The 20210-nt window shown below is 63.8% G+C and carries 16 protein-coding genes; 8 read left to right on the top strand and 8 right to left on the bottom strand.

The window, feature by feature from the left end; genetic code table 11:
* Position 1: 1 nt before the first annotated feature.
* From IPQ13_14440 to IPQ13_14430, 3 genes are read left to right on the top strand one after another with little or no spacing between them, the layout of a single operon-like run.
* Positions 2-2569: a SpoIIE family protein phosphatase gene (locus tag IPQ13_14440; protein ID MBL0212089.1), complete on the top strand. Its 2568-nt coding sequence runs from the start codon at positions 2-4 to the stop codon at positions 2567-2569.
* A complete protein-coding gene (locus IPQ13_14435) occupies positions 2566-3138 on the top strand; it encodes a hypothetical protein (GenBank protein ID MBL0212088.1) in 573 nt (190 codons plus the stop codon). Before IPQ13_14440 ends, IPQ13_14435 begins: the two co-directional genes overlap by 4 nt.
* Positions 3139-3144: 6 nt before the next feature.
* Positions 3145-3939 (top strand): transglutaminase family protein, encoded by a 795-nt coding sequence (locus IPQ13_14430; GenBank protein ID MBL0212087.1) that lies wholly within the window; start codon positions 3145-3147, stop codon positions 3937-3939.
* A 39-nt stretch (positions 3940-3978) separates the two neighbouring features.
* On the opposite strand, the gene IPQ13_14425 is transcribed toward IPQ13_14430, so the two are convergent.
* Genes IPQ13_14425 through IPQ13_14410 form a run of 4 tightly spaced genes read right to left on the bottom strand, consistent with a single transcriptional unit; the run spans position 3979 to position 9361 of the window.
* Entirely contained in the window at positions 3979-6234 is a 2256-nt protein-coding gene (locus tag IPQ13_14425; GenBank protein MBL0212086.1) for an NADP-dependent malic enzyme, read from the bottom strand.
* Positions 6235-6279: 45 nt separating this feature from the next.
* Positions 6280-7209 carry a hypothetical protein gene (locus IPQ13_14420; GenBank protein MBL0212085.1) on the bottom strand — a complete coding sequence of 310 codons (930 nt, stop codon included), beginning with the start codon at positions 7207-7209 and terminating at the stop codon, positions 6280-6282.
* Positions 7209-8309 (bottom strand): hypothetical protein, encoded by a 1101-nt coding sequence (locus IPQ13_14415; GenBank protein ID MBL0212084.1) that lies wholly within the window; start codon positions 8307-8309, stop codon positions 7209-7211. The genes IPQ13_14420 and IPQ13_14415 overlap by 1 nt, the downstream gene beginning before the upstream one ends.
* A gap of 11 nt (positions 8310-8320) precedes the next feature.
* Positions 8321-9361: a DUF4388 domain-containing protein gene (locus IPQ13_14410; protein MBL0212083.1), complete on the bottom strand. Its 1041-nt coding sequence runs from the start codon at positions 9359-9361 to the stop codon at positions 8321-8323.
* Between the two features lie 115 nt (positions 9362-9476).
* Here IPQ13_14410 and ribB point away from each other — a divergent pair, with 115 nt between their 5' ends.
* The 3 genes from ribB to trxA all read left to right on the top strand — a co-directional run bounded on the left by ribB (position 9477) and on the right by trxA (position 11569).
* The gene (ribB, locus tag IPQ13_14405) at positions 9477-10562 is read left to right on the top strand and encodes a 3,4-dihydroxy-2-butanone-4-phosphate synthase (GenBank protein ID MBL0212082.1); all 1086 of its coding nucleotides are present in this window, start codon (positions 9477-9479) and stop codon (positions 10560-10562) included.
* Between the two features lie 31 nt (positions 10563-10593).
* Positions 10594-11100 carry a cyclic nucleotide-binding domain-containing protein gene (locus tag IPQ13_14400; GenBank protein MBL0212081.1) on the top strand — a complete coding sequence of 169 codons (507 nt, stop codon included), beginning with the start codon at positions 10594-10596 and terminating at the stop codon, positions 11098-11100.
* A gap of 148 nt (positions 11101-11248) precedes the next feature.
* Positions 11249-11569 carry a thioredoxin gene (gene trxA, locus IPQ13_14395; GenBank protein ID MBL0212080.1) on the top strand — a complete coding sequence of 107 codons (321 nt, stop codon included), beginning with the start codon at positions 11249-11251 and terminating at the stop codon, positions 11567-11569.
* A gap of 57 nt (positions 11570-11626) precedes the next feature.
* Here trxA and IPQ13_14390 read toward each other — a convergent pair whose 3' ends face one another.
* Complete coding sequence (locus IPQ13_14390) at positions 11627-12538, bottom strand: response regulator (GenBank protein MBL0212079.1); 912 nt, start codon at positions 12536-12538, stop codon at positions 11627-11629.
* 114 nt (positions 12539-12652) lie between these two features.
* The gene (locus tag IPQ13_14385) at positions 12653-13957 is read right to left on the bottom strand and encodes a 3-deoxy-D-manno-octulosonic acid transferase (protein MBL0212078.1); all 1305 of its coding nucleotides are present in this window, start codon (positions 13955-13957) and stop codon (positions 12653-12655) included.
* A gap of 17 nt (positions 13958-13974) precedes the next feature.
* Between IPQ13_14385 and IPQ13_14380 the strand changes: the two genes are divergently transcribed.
* Positions 13975-14976 (top strand): GTP-binding protein, encoded by a 1002-nt coding sequence (locus IPQ13_14380; GenBank protein MBL0212077.1) that lies wholly within the window; start codon positions 13975-13977, stop codon positions 14974-14976.
* Between the two features lie 44 nt (positions 14977-15020).
* Here IPQ13_14380 and IPQ13_14375 read toward each other — a convergent pair whose 3' ends face one another.
* A complete protein-coding gene (locus IPQ13_14375) occupies positions 15021-16778 on the bottom strand; it encodes a serine/threonine protein kinase (GenBank protein MBL0212076.1) in 1758 nt (585 codons plus the stop codon).
* 172 nt (positions 16779-16950) lie between these two features.
* Here IPQ13_14375 and IPQ13_14370 point away from each other — a divergent pair, with 172 nt between their 5' ends.
* Positions 16951-18546, top strand: a complete 1596-nt coding sequence (locus IPQ13_14370; GenBank protein MBL0212075.1) for an ATP-binding cassette domain-containing protein — start codon at positions 16951-16953, stop codon at positions 18544-18546.
* A gap of 85 nt (positions 18547-18631) precedes the next feature.
* Here the strand turns inward: IPQ13_14370 and IPQ13_14365 are convergent, their stop codons facing one another.
* Entirely contained in the window at positions 18632-20005 is a 1374-nt protein-coding gene (locus tag IPQ13_14365; GenBank protein MBL0212074.1) for an OmpA family protein, read from the bottom strand.
* Between the last annotated feature and the right edge of the window lie 205 nt (positions 20006-20210).

Genomic DNA, 20210 nt, shown 5'->3' with positions numbered 1-20210 from the left:
AGTGTCCCCTTCCCTGCAGCGCATCAAGTTCCGGCTGATCTTCACCAGTCTACTGGGCCTGCTGCTCTGCCTGGGATCCTTCGCCCTGTTCCAATGGGTCTACTCCTATTCCGATGACCAGTGCTCCTGGGTGGTGGAGGGGAACAGGGTGGTCATCCGGGAGATCCTGCCCAATGGCGTGGCCGAGGAAGCAGGCATGCTGGAAGGCGATGTGCTCAAGGCCATCAGCGGCCGCAAGGTGACGCCCCAGACCCTGAACGACGCCCAGAACCGGATCAACGAGGAAGGCGAGGGCCGCATCCTGGTCTACACCCTGGAGCGCGAAGGCCGCACCCTGCAGCAGCCGGTCCGGCTGGTGAAGCCGTTCAGCATCGCCGGCCTGCTCGTGGTGGTGTCGGCCCTGGTGGCCTGGGGCTTGGGCCTGCTGGTGGTGGTGTCCTCGGCCCAGCGCAAAGTCGCCCGCCATTTCTTCTACATGGGCGTCCTGGCCCTGCTGGTCCCCCTGGTGGTGCGGCCATTCCTGGGCACGCTTCCGCCCTGGCTCAACGGGGTGAGGGTGCTGTTCGGAAGCCTCGCCGTGGGGCTGCTGCCTCCCATGTGGTTCCATTTCTTCCTGCGGTTCCCGCACCCCTTCCCGCTGCGGAAGAACCGGCGGTTCCTCCAGGGGCTCTACCTGGTCTTCGGCCTAGTGGGGTTTTTCAACCTCCTGCTCGGCCTGCTGCAGGCCTTCAGGGAATATTTCAAAACCCATGTGGATCCCCGGCAATTCGAGGCGGTGGGAGGGTTCATCACCGCCCTGTTCGGCCCCAAGTTCCAGCTGCTGGTGACGAGCCTGATCTTCGCCGCGGCGATCGCCGGCGCGATCTGCTTTTGGCGCGGGGCCTGGCATCTTCCGGCCTCGCGGCGCCGCGCCTTGCTGCCGGCCCTCATCCTCACTTCTGCGGTGATGCTGGATTTCGTGGCGCTGGTGGTGCTGGGTTTCGTCTTCAAGAACAGCCTGCTCTTCCGCCGCGAAGCCTGGGTCTTCTTCACGCCCCTGCCCCTGCTGCCCCTGGCCTTCGCCTACGCCATCGTGCGGCATGGCTTTTTGGATGTGCGGCGCGCGATCCTGCGCTGGCTTTCCTATTTCCTGGTGCTCGGCACGGTCCTGTTGTGCTATCTGGGCGGCCTGGCCTGGCTTTTCGCACAGGGCATGACGGCCGTTCCGCCCGCCTGGATCGGCGCCTTGCTCGGACTCTCGGCCCTGCCCGTCGGGTGGCTCCTGCGGCGCATGTTGAAGGCCGTGCGGAAAGGTTTCCGCAGGGACCTCTCCACCACCCGGGAAATCATCCTGGGCCAGCTTCGCGAAACCAAGAAACGCTTTTCCGAGGAGGCGCTGCTGGCGGGGTTGCAGGCCACCCTGAGGGATGCCTTCCGTCCCCAGACCATGCTGATGCTGCCTTTCGGCAGCCGCTCCCTCCAGCTTCCAGCCGCTGAAAAAGACGGTGCCTCCTACCCCGCGAGGACCTTCGAAATCCCGGCTTCCCTGGTCCGGCACGCAGTGGAAAACCGGGAGCTGGTGTTGGGCCTGGGCAGCGACGAGGCCGATTGGATCCGGGAGCAGGATCCTTCCCTCCGCGCCCACATCGATGCCCTGGAAGCCCAGGTGCTGGTGCTGATCCTGGTGGGCGAGAAGCCCCACACGGCTCTGCTGCTGGGAGGCAAATATTCCGAACTGAATTACGGTCGCGAGGACCGGGAACTCCTGCGCGAAGTGGCCATCCAGGCCGGCATCGTGCTCGATACGGCGGTGCTGCACCAGAGGCTGCTGGACCAGGGCCGCATGGAGCAGGAACTGGCTTCGGCCCGTCACATCCAGAAAGGCATGATCACCACCACACCGCCGGAAACCCCGGGCTTCCATCTGGCCCTCCGCCTGGACCCCGCCCTGGAAACCGGAGGCGACCTGCTCTGGGTGAAACACCGGCGTTCCGCCGATGGAAAAGGCTCCTGGCTCGCGGCCGTCGGCGATGTGAGCGGCAAGGGACTTGCTGGTGCGCTGTACATGAGCCAGTCCATCGCGCTTCTGGAGTTCGCCACGGAACGGGAAGACCAAAGCCTCGAGGAGATCCTGCCCTCCCTCGACCACACCTTGCGCACTTTGATGAGCCAGCGCGATTTCCTGACCCTCTGCTTGTTGGAGTGGGACGAGGATGGGCACTACCGGCTCGCCCGGGCCGGCCATCCTCCGGCGTTGCTCGTCCAGGGGACCCAGCCGCACGAAACCACGGAATTGAATCCCCACGGCCGGGGCCTGGGCCTCCGCCCCGCAGGTCCAGGCGACTGGCAGATCCAGGAAGGCCTGCTGCAGCCCAAGGAGTGGCTGGTGCTCTACAGCGACGGTTTGACGGAAGCCATGGACCACAAGGGCGAGCAATACGGGCTGGACCGGTTCCGCATGCAACTGCAGCGGCTCTGGGGGGTCGGAAGCCTCAGGGCCGCCTGCGAAGCGGTGTTCCAGGACGTCGCGAAATTCGAGACTCAGAACCGGGATGACCGTACCCTATTGATTCTGGGAAGGGATGCATGATGAACGAGTCGCCACACCCCCGGCAGCCTGTCTGGATTCAATCGGCCCTGGTGGCGGTGCTCGCCGCGCAGGTGGGCCTGCTGTGGCTCCATGGCGGGCTGCTCAACCGGCAACACCGCGAAATGCAAGGCATGCGCCAGGATATCCAGGATCTTGCTGAATCCTTGGACTACAGCGCCGGCGATCACGAGCAGGTCCCCGAAGAGGGCAGCTTCCAACCGGCCTCTTCCGGTCGACCCTCCCGCAACCGCCATCGGCGCCCGCGCCTCCAGGCCGTGAACCACTCGGCTTTCATCCTGCAGGACACCCAGGACAACGCGCCCGAAGGCCAGGACCCCACGGTGAAGGACCTTGAGAAGACGCGGGAGTCCCAGAAGAAAGCTGTCGCGGATGCCCGCGACATCCGGCAGAAGCTCTCCATCGAAGAGAACATCCGTAAGGCCGAGGAAAAGAAAAAAGTGGAAGCCGCCACCAGCAGCTTCACCCCCCTGGTGTATTGGGCCATGGGCATCGGGCTGCTCGCCTTCATCGTGGGCCGGGTCTGGCGCGCCCGCGCCGGCGGCAGGTAGTTCCGGATGTCTCTCCATGAGTTCCTGCTGCGCGATCCAGGCTGCGGACAGCTGGCGGAAGGAGCCATGCACGCCGTCGCACCGCTGCTGGAGGATCCCGATCCGAGCCCGTGCCTGGGCCTGCTCGAACACTGGGCCGATCGGCTGGCGGGGCGCATGCCCCTGCCCTGGGACACGATGGAGGCCCTGGACGCGGTGAATGACTATCTCTTCCGCCACGTGGGCCTCCGTGGCGACCGGGAGTCCTATGAGGATCCCCGCAACGCGGTGCTGCCCCTGGTGATCTCGCGTCGGCGCGGCCTGCCGATTTCCCTTTCAATCGTCTGGATCGACGTGGCCAGGCGCCTGGGCCTGGATGCCGTCGGCATCGGGCTGCCTGGCCATTTTCTCGCGGGGCTGCGGTCAACCGGAGGACTGCTCTGCATTGATCCTTTCCACGGCGGCCGCGCCGTCGGCGAAGAGGAGGCCGCGGACCTGGTCGCCCGGGCGACTTCGAACCGGGTCAGCTTCAAACCCGACATGCTGAAACCCACGCCCCACCGCGCCATCATCACGCGCCTGGTCCGCAACCTGCATCTGCGTTTCATGAAATCCGGAGCCTGGGAGGAAGCCCTGTGGACTTCCACCCATCTCCAGCTCCTCGACCCGGACGATAGCCTGCCCTACAAGGAACGCGGCCTGGTCCACCTCAGGCGCGGCGAAGCGGTGAAGGCCCTGGATGATTTCCGCGCGGCCATGGACCGCAGCGATGGGAGCGATCCAGAGCTCGTGAAATGGATGGAGAAGCTGGAACGCGGATGAGGCGGTGAAGCGCCCTCGCGCCCCACCGCCCCCGATCGATCAAGCCTTCTGCTGCGCCTCCACCACGGTCAACGCGGTCAGGTGCAGGATGTCATTCAAGTCGCTGTGCAGCTGCAGGATGTTCGTCGGCTGTTTCATGCCGCAGGTGATGGGGCCGATGACTTCGGCCCCGGCAAGGCGCTGGATGAGCTTGTAGGCGATGTTCCCGCTCGAAAGGCCGGGGAAGATGAGCACGTTGGCGCCGCCCTGGACATCGGCCCAGGGATAGTTCTCCGCCAGGATGTCAGCGCTGAGGGCCGTGTCGGCCTGCATTTCACCATCGCAATGGAGGTCCGGGCGCTGCATCTGCACGAGGTGGGCGGCCTCCTGCATCTTCTTGGCGATGGGATGGGTGACGCTGCCGAAATTGCTGTAGGAGAGCATGGCGACCCGCGGTTCGATGCCGAACCGGTTCTGCGCCAGATCCGCGGTGAGGATCGCGATCTCCGCCAGTTCCTCGGCCGTGGGTTCGACATTCATGGTGGTGTCCGCGAAGAAGACCACGCGGTTCTTGAGCACCAGGGTGTAGACACCGCAGACTTTCCGCACACCCTCTTTCGGACCGATGATTTCAAGGCAGGGTCGGATGGTCTCGGGATAGTGCTGGGTCAGGCCCGACACCAGGCCGTCCGCCCGGCCCATGCGGCACATCAGGGCGCCGAAGACGATGCGGCGCATGGTCTGCCGGTCCGCCTCGAAGCGCGTGACGCCCTTGCGCTTTCGCAGCTCGTAATAGAGCTCGACGGCGGCCGGCCGCCACTCCACCAATTCCGGATCCAGGATTTCCACATCCCGAAGATCGAGATGCAGCTCCGCGATGAGGCTGCGGATCTTATCCACGTGGCCGAGCAGGATCGGAATGCAGATGCCTTCATCCACCATGGTCTGGCAGGCCTTCAGGATCTGCGGGTGGTCGCCTTCGGGGAAGACGATGCGCTTGGGGTCTTCCTTGGCGCGGTGCAGCACCGTGCGGATCACGTCCTTGCTGCGGCCCTGCAGCCCCTCCAGGTGTTCGACGTACTTGGTGAAATCGGCAATGGGCGCCTTGGCCACACCGGTGTCCATGGCGGCCTTGGCCACGGCCGGGGCGACCCAGAGCAGCACGCGGGGATCGAATGGCTTGGGAATGATGTATTCGCGGCCGAAGGTGAACTTCTGCCCGGCGTAAGCCTTCGACACGCTTTCAGGAACGTCCGCCTTCGCGAGGGCCGCCAGCGCTTTCGCAGCGGCCAGCTTCATGGCCTCGTTAATTTCCGTGGCCCGGCAATCCAGGGCGCCCCGGAAGATGAACGGGAAGCCCAGGACGTTGTTCACCTGATTGGGGTAGTCGCTGCGGCCGGTGGCCATGATGATGTCGCTGCGGACGGCCTTGGCGGTCGGATAGTCGATTTCCGGATCCGGGTTGGCCATGGCGAAGACGATGGGGTTCGGCGCCATGGAAAGCACCATTTCCGGCGTCAGCACGCCTTTGGCGGAGCAGCCCACGAATACATCGGCGCCCGGGATGATGTCCCCGAGGCTGCGCGCGGCCGTGGGTTTCTTGAACTTCTCCTTGTACTTGTTCATCCCTTCCGTCCGGCCTTCATACACGAGGCCTTTGGTGTCGCAGAGCCAGAGGTTTTCCAGCTTCACGCCGGCCGCGATCATCATGTTGGCGCACGCGATGGCCGCCGCTCCCGCCCCGCTGAACACGACCTTCAGCTCGCCGAGGTTCTTCCCCACCAGCTCGCAGGCATTGAACAGCGCCGCGGTGCAGATGATCGCGGTGCCGTGCTGGTCGTCGTGGAAGACCGGGATGTTCATCTCCGCCTTGAGCCGCTTCTCGATTTCAAAGCACTCCGGCGCCTTGATGTCCTCCAGGTTGATGCCCCCGAAGGTGGGTTCCAGGGCCTTGACGATCTGGATGAACTTCTCGGTGTCCAGTTCATTGACTTCGATATCGAACACGTCGATGTCCGCGAAACGCTTGAACAGGACGCCTTTCCCCTCCATGACCGGCTTGCCGGCCAGCGCGCCGATGTGTCCCAGCCCCAGCACCGCGGTGCCGTTGGAGATGACCGCCACCAGGTTCCCCTTGGCCGTGTACTTGTAGGCGTCCTCGGGATTCTTCTCGATCTCCAGGCAGGGTTCGGCTACGCCGGGCGTGTAGGCCAGCCCCAGGTCCCGCGCGGTGCTGGTGGGTTTGGTAGGGACCACCTCGATCTTTCCTCGGCGGCCCTGGGAATGGTAGTCAAGGGCTTCCTGCTTGCGCATCATGTGTGCTCCCTCTTTAGAAAAAGCAGGCGGCCTTGTGGGCGCTGCTTAGCTGGTTCGCTCCATGGCGATTTGCATCTGGCGCTCTTCCTTCTGGGTGGCACGGAAGGCCCAGGCCGCGCCGGCCGCGCCAGTGGCGGCCCCCACGACGGTCAATACCAGGATGCTGCGCCATGAAAAAAATCCTTCCCGGGCGAGATTCACTAGAAACGGGGAGATGCCGCCCCAGCCCCTGGAAACAGGAAGCCAGGCCGCGAAGAGCCCCGTGAGGGCGAGACCACTGCCTGCAAGGCCAAGCACCGCTCCTTCGAGGATGAGGGGACGGCGGATGAATGCTTCGGTTGCACCCACCAGCCGCATGATGGAAATCTCATCATTGCGCGCTTGGACTGTCATCTGGATCACATTTCCCGTGGCGAATCCCGCCGCCAGCAGCAGCAGAAGGCCCAGGCTCGAAAGGGCGTTCCGCAGCACGCGGCCGTTGCGCTGCATGGCTTCCAGCCGCTCCTGGTCCACCACGACATCCCCGGCGCCAGGGACTTCCTTCAGGCTTTCACCCACGGCCATCGCTTTTTTCGCGGGCAGCAGCTCCGGACGGAGGGTCAATTCGAGGCTTTCGGGCAGCGCCTCCTGTCCGAGGCTCTGGAGCATGAGCCCCGCTTCGCGGGTGGTGGCAAGGAAACTCCGGGTGTTTTCGGCCGAGGAGACCCTGCGGACCGAGACGAACCTGGGGTCGCGTTTGAGGCGCGCTTCCGCTTCGTCGAGATGCGTGCCTTCAGCGGCGTACATGGTGATCTTGGCCATGGATTCCAGGCGGTCCACCCAACGATCCAGCCCCTCCACCAGCAGCAATCCGCCGCCGGCCAGCAGCAACCCCGAGGCCAGTGTGATCACGGCCAGCGCGTGCTGTCCCCGGTGCCGCAGGATGTCGCGAAGCACATCCCGGAACAGCAGGGCCAGCAGCCGCAATTGCAGCATCAATTGTTTCCGTCGAACGCGATGCCCTTGAAGAGCGCCGAGGTGATGTTCTTGATCTTCACGGTCGAGGCGCTATCGCGCGGAAGCTTCCAGATGTGGATCACGTTGGCGGGCGCCTCGCCGGTGGCATTCAGGGCGGCCAGCCATTCCTTGTTGCCTGGGTGCGCCAGAACCCTGATGCTGCCCTGGTCCGCGGCGGTCCCCAGGGAGAAATCCGGCCCCTGGTTGTATCCGCCGCCATTGAACTTGCCGATGGAGAAGGCCAGGACCGGAATTCCGCTCGCCGCGGAATCCACATTGTGCCGGGCCACGAAGAGCAGGTTGTTTCCTGTGTCCAGAGCCAGGGCTCCGTATTTCCCCAGCGTGGTGTTCGTGCCCACGAGCACCGAAGTGTCCTTCGTGAACCCGCCGGCAGTGCCTTTCCTCAGCCTCGGGCCATTGATCTGGTCGACGATGCCGATGGCGTTGCCGGAATTGAAGTAGGCGAAGACCTGGCCGCCGCCTCCGGCGGCGATGCCCGTGCACTCACGATCGCCGGAAACCACGATGGAGCTCGGCTGCACCGTGGCCCCTTCCGGGATTGTGCCGGCGCCGGACACCACCCAGATGCGCGTGTCGCTTTCGTTCTTCTCTGTGACGTATAAGGTCCCCGTGGCCGAGTCCACGGCCGTCTGGCCGAATTTCCCCGAGGGCAGCCGGTCGCTGCTGGACCCCAGGGCGAAGCTGGCGACGTATTGGGTGTTGGAGGAAGAGATCGTGCCGCTCAGGTTGCGGATATTGCTCACCCGCACCACATCTCCGGTGGCCTCGTTCACGAGGTAGAGCTGGTTCTTGCTGGAATCGATGCAGAGGCCGCCCCAGGACAGATTTCCGATCTTGTTCTCGAAGACGCTGCTGCCCACGACCTTCAGCGTGGTGGGACTGTCGCTCTCGTAGAAAGCGCTGGCGTCCCATGCGATGAGCTGGTGCGCATTGTTGTCGTAGGCGTAGAGCACCGTACCGCCGGTGGTTCCGCCGCCGGGCACGTCCACGCAGGCCAGTCCCAGGAATACAATAGCCAGCAGAGCCCCGGCGAGGCCCAATAATCCACGGTGGCGCATAAGGGTTCCTTTTATTTGCTCGAGAAGAGCGCCTTCAATTGTGCATTCAAGGACTTCACAAGTTCCGCGTCCGCTCCAGCATCCACCGCGGAGCGTGAAACGCCGAGGGCCATCTCCTTGACGGCATCGGGGCCGCCGCCGCTGAGAAGGGACTGGGTGGCCTTGGCTTGGAGGCGGTTCACCATCTCATGGTGTTCTACCGGCAATACCTGTTTGGCGGTGACCGATATGCGCTGCGTGAAGGCCGTGTATTTGGCCATCCGGACCGGGTCCATGGGGGGAGCCGGCACGGTGATGTGATGGGTAGGAGCAGCGGAAACGGGGGGGGGCGTGGAAATCGGGCCCGACGCGATGGCGCTTGGGAAAGCGCCTGAATCCTCGGCGAGCGGGAAACCTTGGGGCGCTTCTTGTTTCGGGGGTTCGCTTGAAGCTTGGACCGGTTCGGCCGCGGGCTCCGGTTGAGCGGCAGGGGCATTGGGCACATCGATGACGGGCCGTTTACCGGACCGGACGCCCTTCAGCGTGATGTGCCCTGCCATGGCCAGGCCGTAGAGATCCTTGGCCACGGTGAGGACGGGTTTCTGGGTCACCTCGGCCAGCTCCGCCACGGAATACCAGCCCGTGACGATGCCCAGGAGCTTGGCTTCCCTAGGATTCACGCCCGTCGGCGTCTCCCCCGGAAGGAGCATCGAGATGGGATAGAGATCCAGGGATGTGATCTTCTGGCTGATGACCCGCCATTCGTCCATGCGGCGGCCCATTTCCATCAGGATCGATGCGTTGGGCTTGGTGATGGTGGGCGAAATGTTCTGGTCGCCTTCTTCGAAGGTGTAGCTGCCATCCAACCAGAGCGCCACTTCGTAGAAGGCGTCGAGCCCTTCGGTCGTGCTGCTCACCGCATGGATGATGCGGCCGTCCTTGAGGTAGATCTTGGCGCGGCGCGAATCGTCCACCACGTTGAAACAACCAGTCTTCGAACCCTGACTCACCAACTGGATGATGTCAGGCAATGGTGCTTCGCGCATGGACCCTTGGATGAGACCCTGGGACATTAGAGTATTCCTCTCAAGATTCAGATGATCGCTGTGTCCTAGAATCCTAACATGAGCCCTGACAGCAAGCCCAACCTCTCCCAACCGTCGAAATTCTTTCAGAACCGAGGCACCCATGAACGGTCCATTCGCCCCGATCGAGGAGGCCATCGCTGAAATCCGCCAGGGCCGGATGGTGGTCGTCGTGGATGACGAGGACCGGGAGAACGAGGGCGACCTGACCCTCGCCGCGGAGCATGTGAGCCCGGAAGCCATCGCCTTCATGGCCACCCACGGCCGGGGGCTGATCTGCGCGGCCCTCGAAGGCGAAACCCTGGACCGCCTGCACATCCCGCTGATGGTGCGGGACAACACGAGCCCTTTCGAAACGGCCTTCTGCGTCTCGGTCGAAGCCCGCCTCGGCACCAGCACCGGGATCAGCGCCCAGGACCGTGCCCTCACCATCCAGGCGCTCATCGCGCCAGAAGCCAAGGCTTCGGATTTCGTGAAACCCGGCCATGTGTTTCCGCTCCGGGCGCGGCCTGGCGGCGTGCTCACCCGGACAGGCCAGACCGAGGCTTCTGTGGATTTGGCGCGGATGGCGGGCCTCCACCCGAGCGGCGTCATCTGCGAAATCATGAAGGACGACGGCACCATGGCCCGGGTGCCGGATCTCATCCCCTTTTGCGGGAAGCACGGCCTGCTCATGGTGACCGTCGCAGACCTGGTGGCCTACCGGCTGCGCATCGATCCGATCGTCAAGGAGCTGGAAGTCCGTGAATCCACCACCGCCTGGGGCCCCTTGCGGATCCACAAGTTCGCCAGCCTTCTGGACGGCGGCAGCCACCTGGCTTTCTCCATGGGGGACCTGTCCGGCCCGCCACCCCTGGTGCGGGTCCACCTTGAATCGCTGCCGGAGGACCTCCATGGATTCGCCGCGGAAGGCTCCTGCGCCTTCCAGGCCGCCATGAAGGCCATCCAGGCCGAGGGCCGCGGGGTCCTCGTCTACCTCCGGCGCCACGCATCGACCCAGGGAGTCCAGGGCGAATCGCCGGCCAAGGCGACCGTGGGACCGAGCGATCGCGATGTGGGAGTGGGGGCCCAAATTCTGCGCCAGTTGGGCATCCGTGAAATGCGGCTCCTCAGCCGGCACGAAACCAAGTACATTGGGCTCCGAGGCTTCGGCCTCGACGTAGCCTCTACCGTGCCATTTTTCCCCTGAATCCGGCACTCGTCAGCGCCCCGGCGCCCCGGTGATCGACGTGATCAACACCGCCTTTTTGACCCAATCGCCCCTGTTCCGAAACTTGGATGAGACCGAGCGCGCCCAGATTCTCATCATCGGCCAGGTCAAATCATACAAAGGCAACGATTACATATTCCGGGAAGGGGATCCCGGTGACGGCCTCTACATCGTCGTGAAGGGCTCCGTGCGCATTTCCAAAAGCAGCCCCACAGGGGAAGAAGCTTTGACGGTCCTGGAGCCCCATGCCTTTTTCGGCGAAATGGCCTTGATCGATTTTTCCGCCCGGGCGGCGGATGCCATCGCCCACGAAGGCACCGAATTGTTCTTCATTCCGCTCAAGGATCTGCGGAATCTCATCGAATCCCACCACCACCTCGCCCTCAAAGTGCTCTATGCCCTCTGCGAGGTGCTGGCGCAGCGTCTGCGGGAAACCAATGAACGCTACATGAGCATTTTCACTATTGCCCAGTGGGGAAATTCCCATCCGCCCGACGGATTGATCCCGGTGCCCTGAGTCACAAAATCCGAACGCGGCAGGATGCCTCCTGCCGCCTCCCTGCCCCCGCCCGCCAAAGCCTTGGTATCCTGGGGCCCGTGCCCTGGATCGAAGAGTCCCCTTGTGCGATCCGCTCGACCCAACACCCAACACCAGAAGGAGTCCCATGTCAGACCTCGTCGCCCACATCACCGACGCCCAATTCTCAGAAACGGTGAAGGATGGTGTCACCCTCGTGGATTTCTGGGCTCCCTGGTGCGGTCCCTGCAAGATGATCGCCCCCATCCTGGATGAGTTGGCGGGAGAGATGAGCGGCAAGGCCAAATTCGTCAAGATGAACGTGGATGAGAATCCTGAAGTGGCCGGCCAGTACGGCATCATGTCCATCCCCACCCTGATTTTGTTCAAGAACGGCAAGCCCGAGGGCAAAATCGTCGGCGGCCAGCCGAAACCTCAGATCAAGGCCTTCATCGAAGGCGCGCTCTAGGAATCGGTGCATGGATCAGGCGAAGAGGCCCCGCGCAGCGGGGCCTTCGTTCGTTTGTCAGGGCTTCTTCTTGAGCACCAGCTGGATCTGATTGCCCTTCTCGTTGAAGCCGACTTCATCCATGACCATCTGGATCATGGCAAGTCCCCGCCCCGTCTGCTTGTGGAGGGAATCCTCCGCCGCGTATTCCACCTGCGAGGTGTCGAATCCGGGGCCCTGGTCGCTGATGGTGACGACGAAACGGTCGGGCGTGGATTCCATGAACACGTCCACCGTCCGGGACGCGAAATGCTCATCCGAAAGCCGCTCCAGCCGCAGGGCCGTGTAGGGATCCGTCTCGCTGAAAACATCGCTCTTCATGGCCGAATCCAGCTCCAGGTTGCCGTGCTCCAATGCGTTCACCAGGGCCTCGTGGAAGGCCATGGAAATGACGTCCACATTTGATGGCGACGCAAATCCCATGGGCACCAGCCGGTCCGTCAGATGGCGGACGATGCTGCCGATGTCGAGTTCGTCGCATCGGAAGGAAAAATGGCGCGTTTCCTTGAGCAGGCCCTTCAGCCCATCCTGGGCCAAGCGGAATTCGCGGTGCATCTCCACCAGGTGGAATACGTTCTTCACCAGCTCCTTCAAGGCCAGCGGCTTCTGGAACAGGTTCGCCGCGCCCATGCGCATGGCCCGCACGGCGTACTCCAGGGAGGCCTGCCCGGTCATGAGCACCACGGGCATATTGGACTGGATGTCCTTCACCCGGAGGATCACATCGAAGCCATCCATGCCATCCATGTTGATGTCCGAGATGACCATGTCGATGGGCGGCGAGTCCGGATCCTCCAGCAGGGCCAAGGCCGGCCCCCCCTCGGAAAAGGCATGGACATTGATTCCGAAATGGCTCAGGGCGTCCGAGACCATCCCCAGCACGGCTGGATCGTCGTCAACGAGCAGAACATGGGGGGGTTGTTCTTGCATCGGACCGGATCTCCGCACGTGTTCAAATCGACTAAGCCGCTGCGACAAAATAACTTGGTCCCTACGATAGCGGACCAGCTATTAGGCCGTAACAAAATAACCGGAAATCACGGGTTATTTTTCAAGGATGCCTGGCCCCATCGCTGCGGGCAGATAGGGCCGCAGCAGATTCCACACAGTCTCCAGAGCGCCCGCAAGGCCCTCCGGAAGGTCGGCCGTCCCACCCCAGCCGGGTCCCCTCAGAGGCGCTGTTTCGAGGGCGGACTGGATGGCGGCTTCCAAGCCCGGTTCCTCGACCACATTCAGCCGGTGAGCGGCCCGGAGGGGTCCGACCAAATCCTCGAAATTGTGGAACCCCGGACCGATCAGAGTGGGGATTCCCCATCGGACCGGCTCAAGGGGGTTGTGCCCCCCCTTCCCCCGCCAGCCGCCCCCCACCAGGGCGACCGTGCCCTCCCCATAAACGGCCGGCAACTCCCCGAGGGTGTCCAACAAGAGAATTCCCACCGATCGCCACGGGTCCACGCCCTCGGGCCAGGTCCCTGAGGCACGGAGGAAGCCATGGCCCTGCTCCCTCAACAACTCAGCGACCGGCTGAAAGCGTTTGGGTTGGCGCGGCGCGAGGATCAGGCGCAAGGAAGGGTGATCTGAACGCAAGCGCATCCACGCTTCCAGCACCAGGGCTTCTTCGCCCTCCAAAGTGCTTCCGGCGACGAGGACCGGACTTTCCTGCCAGGCGCTCCGAAGGCCCTCCCAACGGGCTGCCAGGGGCGCCGGTGAAGGCAGATCGGCTTTCAGGTTGCCGCCGAGGGCGACCTTGGGGGCGCCCAGGGAACGGAAGGCGTCCGCAGATTCGGCATCCCTGGCCGCCACCAGGCTGAGCCTTTCCGCGGCCCTCTTGAGCCAGGGCCTTCCCAGTCCGCCCAAGCCGCTTTGACCGCTGCTGCGTGCCGTCAGCCGCCCATTCACGATGATCCGGGGGACTCCAAGACCCTCCAGTTGGCGCAGCAAATTCGGCCAGAGTTCCGTTTCCAGCGCGATGAACGCGCCGGGCGGAGTTCGCAGGAAAGGCCGCAAACCCTCCGGATCGTCCACTGGAAAGGCGCCGCCGCTCAGCAAGCCCCTGCCCTGGTCCCAGGCCGGGATGCGCTCGCCCAGCAGGGCCAGGCCGGCCGCGGTCCCCGTGGTGAGGTGGACCCGGTGCCGGGCCTCCAGCAATTTCTCCGCAAGGCCTTTCGCAAGGATCAATTCGCCCACGCTCACCGCGTGGAGCCAGACCCACCCCGGCTGGAGGTTTTCGGGGGGCGAGGCTTCCAGCCGCAACCGCCAGCCCAGGGGCAGTCCGCGCCGCAAAGCCCTCGCCCCCGCGGCGGCCAGGCTCACGAGTGCAATGTAGGCGGCGTCGGTTGAAGGCATCATGGAGGCAGGGTGGATGAATGATCGAAGTTCTCATCGTCACGGGTCCCTTGGGCTCTGGCAAGACCACAGCGGTGAATCGGCTGCTCAAACGCGAACTCGCGCAGGGACGCCGCGTGGCGGTGCTCATCAATGAGTTCGGATCCGTGGGCGTGGATGGCGCCCTGGTGGACGCCGAGCGCCCGGAGTTGGCGGACATCGCCAACCTCGTCAATGGCTGCGTCTGCTGCAGCCTCAGATCCGACGTGGTGGCGGCCCTGGCCGCATGGTGCGACCGGCCGACCGGGCCTAGGCCGGAGCGCGTGGTGATGGAAACCACGGGACTGGCGGATCCCACGGAGCTGCTGGATTTGGAACACGAGCCTGGGCTCCAGGGCCGGCTGCGGTTGGCGGGCTGCCTCACCATCGTGTCCTGCCTCGGCCCTTTGGACCACTTGCGGAATCGGGATCTGCTGCGCCGGCAGATCGCCCTCGCCAGCCTGGTGCACATCAGCAAAGCGGATCTGGACCCTTCCTTGGCCCTGGCTTGGGAGAGCGAGATCCGGCAGGCTTTTCCCCACCTCGAGCTGGCGCCATCCCGGCAGGGCGAGACGCCACCCGGCGCCCCGGACCCCTGGCTCGGGGATGTCCGGCCGTTGCCTGAAGGTTGGCTCAAGCCTGAAGGTCCGAGCTTCGCAGAAGCCCGCTCGCTCTCCATCCTGTGGGACCACCCCATCGATCCCGCGGCTCTGGAAGCGCTGTTTCAAGGCCCGCCCCGCGGGGGTGAACTGCTGCGCGCCAAGGGCATCTGCGCCTTCGACGGCTGGCCGGCCCGGAACGATGGCAGCGATCTCTGGACCTTCCAGATGGCCGATGGACGGCTGGAGGTGGCCCCGCTGCCCCAGCCATCCACAGGCGCTCCCGCGGCGAGGCTGGCCGTGGTCATCGGCATCGGGCTGGATGCGAATGCCTGGCAGAAAGCTTTGCGGGGAATGGAGCGCGCACCCTTGGGCTCAAGGAAAAAGGTCGTGCTCGGAACGTGAATCCAGCCGGTTCCGAAGCATTGCAGCCAATCCCGGAAGATGGCTCAGCGGCGGTTCTTGGGAAGCGGCGTGAGCCGGATGGTTTCCGGGAAGGGGAAGGTTGGATCCACTTCGAATTCCGACGGCACGCAGCCATCGTGGGTGATGCGGATTTTCCGCGCGCCCTCGGATGGGATGCCGAGACTCTGGATGGGGGTCTTCCCCATGGATTTTCCGTTGAGAAACACCTCGGCACCCTCGGGATCCGTCACGACGGAAACAGTGTAGGGCGGCAGTTCCAGCTTGATCGTTACCGCAGCCTCGCCTGCTTTGATCCGATAGGTTGTGGGCTCGAACCCGGCCAGTTCCAGCTTCAATTCTGAAGCGCCTTCCTTCAGCTCCACTTGGCTGAGGGGCGTTTCACCGAGGCTTTTCCCTTCCGAGTAGACCGTGGCGCCCGGCGGTTCGCTGAGGATGTCCACCCTCCGGGCCGGCTTCTTGGCAGTCTTCAGGAAGTAGCCGCCGACGCCGATTCCACCCAGCACCAGGATCGCGAGAAAGGCCACCAGCAGCCCTTTTCCGCCTTTCCGCGGCGCCGCGGCTGCGGGCTTCTGGACCGGCCCTGCGGCCAGGGCGTCCACCGCGGGCATCGTGGGGCTCTCGCTGCCGGGGGCCGGGGGCGGGCCGCCCATCTGGGCGAGGATTTCCGCCGCGGTGGGAATCTCGGGTTCCGGCAGCGGCTCCCCAAGGTCTTCCGGGCCCTCCTGGTCTTCCACCTGGTCGGCGAAGTCCCCCGAGGACTGCACCCCGGACTCAGGGAGGGGCTCGTACTTGAAGGATTCAACCGGGCCGGATTCCGTCAGCTTGGTGGAAATGAGCTCCTGGGATTTCGAGGGGGGGGCCGCCCTGAGGCCAGGCGAGGAGGGCGGGCCTCCTTGGGTGTTCACTGAAAAATCGAAGGTGCCGCTGTTCGGCCGGTTGCTTTCAATGTTGTCCAGCAGTTTTGCTTTCTGGTCGCTGGCGATGGGCGCCGCGCTGATCAGGGCCCACATGAAGCTGGCCAGATCGCGGTAGCGCTGGTTCGGATCCTTGGCCAGCGCCCGGAGGAAGACCTCCTGCAGTTTCGGATGCAGCGTCGCGGGCATTTTCGGGGCTTCGTGGACGATCCGATAGAGCGTTGTGCCCACGCTGGTGCCCTGGTAGGGCAAGGCCCCCGTGAAGACCTCGAAGGCGGTCACCGCGAAAGCGTAGCGGTCCGTGGCAGGGGATGGATCGCCGCCCACGAGCAGTTCTGGAGCTGTATAGGACGGTGTTCCGAAGACCATCCCGGCCGCCGTCAGCCTCGACTGGTCGCCCCGGGCGATGCCGAAATCCATCAGCTTGAACCGGCCTTCCAGGCTCACCAGCATGTTCTCGGGCTTGATGTCCCTGTGGATGATGCCGCCCTGCTCCGCCGCCTGCAGGGCCGCCATGCCCTGCAGCAGTAGCCGCAGCCCCACGTCCATGGGCAGGTTTTCCTTGATCAGGTGGGCCAGGCTCGCGCCCTGGATGTATTCCATGGCCAGGAAAGGCCCCATCTCCTTGTCCACGCCCACGTCATAGACGGTGATGATGTTCGGATGGTTCAGCTTCGCGCTGATCTCCGCTTCCCGCTTGAACCGCTCCATGGTGTTCGAGACATCCTCGCCGTTGTCCCGCATGGTCTTGATCGCCACGGACCGTTTCAGCAGCGGATCCAAAGCCAGGTACACGACGCCCATGGCTCCGCGTCCCAACACGCATTGGACCTCGTAGCGGCCAATTTTTTCGGGGTCCAGGGGCATGGGATGGAAATTCCTCAAGGGCTGCGTCGGTGGGATTCGGGTGACCGTACACCAGTATTGCAAAAATCCAGGACCATTGGAGAACCGCTGATAAAAAGGGTCCGGAAAGGCCGCCGCTCACGTTAATCTTGAGGGTTGGGGCCGAAATAGCCGGCCGGTTTCTGGGGTATCCATGCTTGCGGTTCAAAATGTCACCATGCGCTATGGCGCGAAGATCCTGTTCGAAAATGTGAACACCACCTTCAATCCCGGCAACCGCTACGGCCTCACCGGCCCCAACGGGTCGGGCAAGTCCACCTTCATGAAGATCCTCGCCGGGGAACTGGAGCAGCAGACGGGCATCGTGCAGCGGCCGCGCAAGCTGGGCATTCTCCGCCAGGACCAGTTCGCCTTCGACCAGTTCAGGGTCATCGACACCGTGATCATGGGCAACAAGGCGCTCTGGAAGGCCCTGGAGGAGCGGGACGCGATCTATGCCAAGGAAGAGATGACCGATGAGGACGGGATGCTCCTCGGCGAGCTGGAGGGCATCGTGGGCGATGAGGACGGCTACACCGCCGAAGCCGACGCGGCGATCCTGCTGGACGGGCTGGACATCCCCGAGGCCATGCACGAACGCAAGATGAGCGAGCTGCAAGGCGGCCAGAAGGTCCGCGTGCTGCTGGCCCAGGCGCTCTTCGGCCATCCCCAGGCCCTGCTGCTGGACGAGCCCACCAACCACCTGGACCTGGAATCCATCCACTGGCTCAAGGAATTCCTCTGCCACTACGACGGAACCGTCATCGTCATCTCCCACGACCGGCATTTCCTGAACGCGGTCTGCACCCACATCGCAGACATCGATTTCCAGACCATCATCCAGTACACCGGCGGCTACGACGACATGGTGATGGCCAAGACCCAGACGCGCTCCCGCATCGAGGCCGACAACGAGCAGCGGGAGAAGAAGATCGCGCAGCTGAACGAATTCATCGCGCGGTTCGCCGCCGGAACGCGCTCCTCCCAGGTGAACAGCCGGCGCAAAGAAGTGGAGCGCCTGGCGCCCAGCGAGCTGTCGCGTTCGAACATCCAGCGGCCCTTCATCAAATTCGAGCAGAAGCGCCCCAGCGGGAAGCACCTGCTTGAATTCGAGAAGGTGAAGAAGGGCTATGACGGCCTGGAGGTCATCACGGGCTTCTCAGGCACCATCATGCGCGGCGAAAAAGTCGCCATCATGGGCCGCAACGGCGTGGGCAAGTCATCGCTGCTGAATGCCCTGCTGGCTGGGGCCACGGGCGTGACGGAGCCCAACCTGAAGCTGGACGCCGGCACGGTGCGATGGGGGCATGAGGCGCAGGTGGGCTACTTCGCCCAGGACTTCCGGGAAAGCATTCCCTCCGGCTGGACCATGGTGGACTGGCTGCGGCAGTTCGATCCGGACGCCACCATCGAGCAGATCCGCGGCGTGCTGGGCCAGATGCTCTTCCGCGGCGAGGAAGGCACCAAGAAAACCGAAGTGCTTTCAGGCGGCGAAGCCTGCCGGTTGATGTTCTGCAAGCTCATGCTCCAGAAACCCAACGTGCTGGTGCTGGACGAGCCCACCAACCACCTGGATCTGGAGGCCGTGGTGGCCCTCAACATGGCCCTCCAGAAATACGAAGGCACCTTGCTGTTGGTGACCCACGACGAAGATCTCATCGACGAGGTCGCCACCCGGATCTGGCACTTCGATGGACACAAGATCACGGATTTCCACGGCGCCTACGAGGAATTCCTGACGAAGGCATGAGCTCAAGGATTCCCTCGGTTTCCACTATTCAATGCAATGAAAAGGGCCTCGCGAGAGGCCCTTTTCATTGATGGCGATGGTTTTATTATTTGTTCGCCTTGGGGGCGGCCGTGGTTGCGGCGGCCGGAGCGGCGGCATCAGCAGCAGCCTTCTTGCGGCGCGGACCGCCCGTGCGGGTGTAGTCAGGCGCGGTCTCGGTCTTGCCCGTGACGCGGAACTTCGAACCGTCCTTGAAAGTCACGTCGGTGCGGCGGTTCAAGGCGCGGCCTTCCTTGGTGTTGTTGTCGCCGATGGGCTCGTCGAAGGCACGGCCTTCGATCTTCGCGCCATCCAGGTTCAGGCCGTTTCCTTTGAGCATGTGGGCGACGTTCTGGGCGCGCTTCACGGAAAGCGTTTCATTCCACTTGCGGGAACCGCGGCTGTCGGTGTGTCCGATGACGGAGGTGACGCTGGGATCGACGACGCTCTTGTATTTCTCGGCCCAGCCCTTGACCGCTTCCACGGCGGCCTTGTTCGCCACGAACTTGTTGGTGCCGAAATGCACTGTCAGGCTCTGCACGTCGACCTTGGGGGCTGGCGGCGGCTCAACAGGCTTGGCCTGGGTGGTCTCGGTGACAGGAGCCGGCGCGGCTTCGGCCGGGGTCGGCGCGGGCGCGGCCACCGGAGCCGGGGCGGCTTCTTCCTTGGGCGGGACCGGAGCCATGGCAGCAGGCTTGGCGCAATTGGCGCGGCCGAAACGGATGCCGCCGACCAGGGCCACCTGGAAGGTCGGGAAATGGCCGCGGGTCAGGCTTTCGGGGCCCTGCACGCGGGAGCGGTGTCCCGCCGGGAAGGTGTTGGTCAGGACGACGAGATCCTGGTAGTAGTTCTGGTCGTTGACTTCGATCTTGCCCAGGGCGCCGGCGACTTCCAGGCCCAGGAAGGGCTGGGTTTTCTTGCCGTCGTCCCAGACGTAGCGGACCATGCCGCGCACCCAGGGGCGCCAGGCCTTGTCTTCGGTCGGAGTGCCCCAATCGCCGGTGGCGCGCATGGAATCGAAGCGCTCATCGACGCCGACACCCCACTCCCAGCGGCGGCGGGGTTCGTTGCTGCCGAAGCGGGCCATCACGCCGATTTCCGCCTGGGAGCGGTGCTTGAGGTCGAAAGGCGCTTTCTGCCCGTATTTGATGGTTACATCGCTAGAAGCGCGATAACCGGCCGAAAAAAGCACCGAACCCCAGGATGTGCAGATGGGATCGATCGCGAAGCGGATGCCGAAGCCCGTGCTGGGATCAGCGCCGGCCTTGAAGCCGCCAAGGGGGCCTTTCACATCGGCGCTGCCATAGCTCATTTGATCGAGCTGAAGCTGAACTTCCCAGGGCCAACCCTTAGACGGAGTCTGGGTGCCGGTATCGCCTCCGGCCGCAAACAGCCCGACCGAGGCACCGAGGGGAAGAATCCAACGCGTGAGTGATGCCATATCAATCCTCCATAAATTAGACTTCGTGCCCATGAGCATAGCCTCGTGCTGGGATAGGAACAAGAGTTTCAGAAAAAAACTTTATTCCTGAAGATGGGATCGAAGTTCAACCATTTCATCTCGATAGCCCTGTTGTAAACCCTCTCGCTGCCATGGACACCGGGGAAACCTTGCGCTTTAGCACGACCTGCCCCCCTAGGAATTT

It is taken from the genome of Holophagaceae bacterium, from assembly GCA_016720465.1.
Taxonomy (GTDB): Bacteria; Acidobacteriota; Holophagae; order Holophagales; family Holophagaceae; genus JANXPB01.
This window is presented reverse-complemented; position numbering and strand designations above follow the sequence as displayed.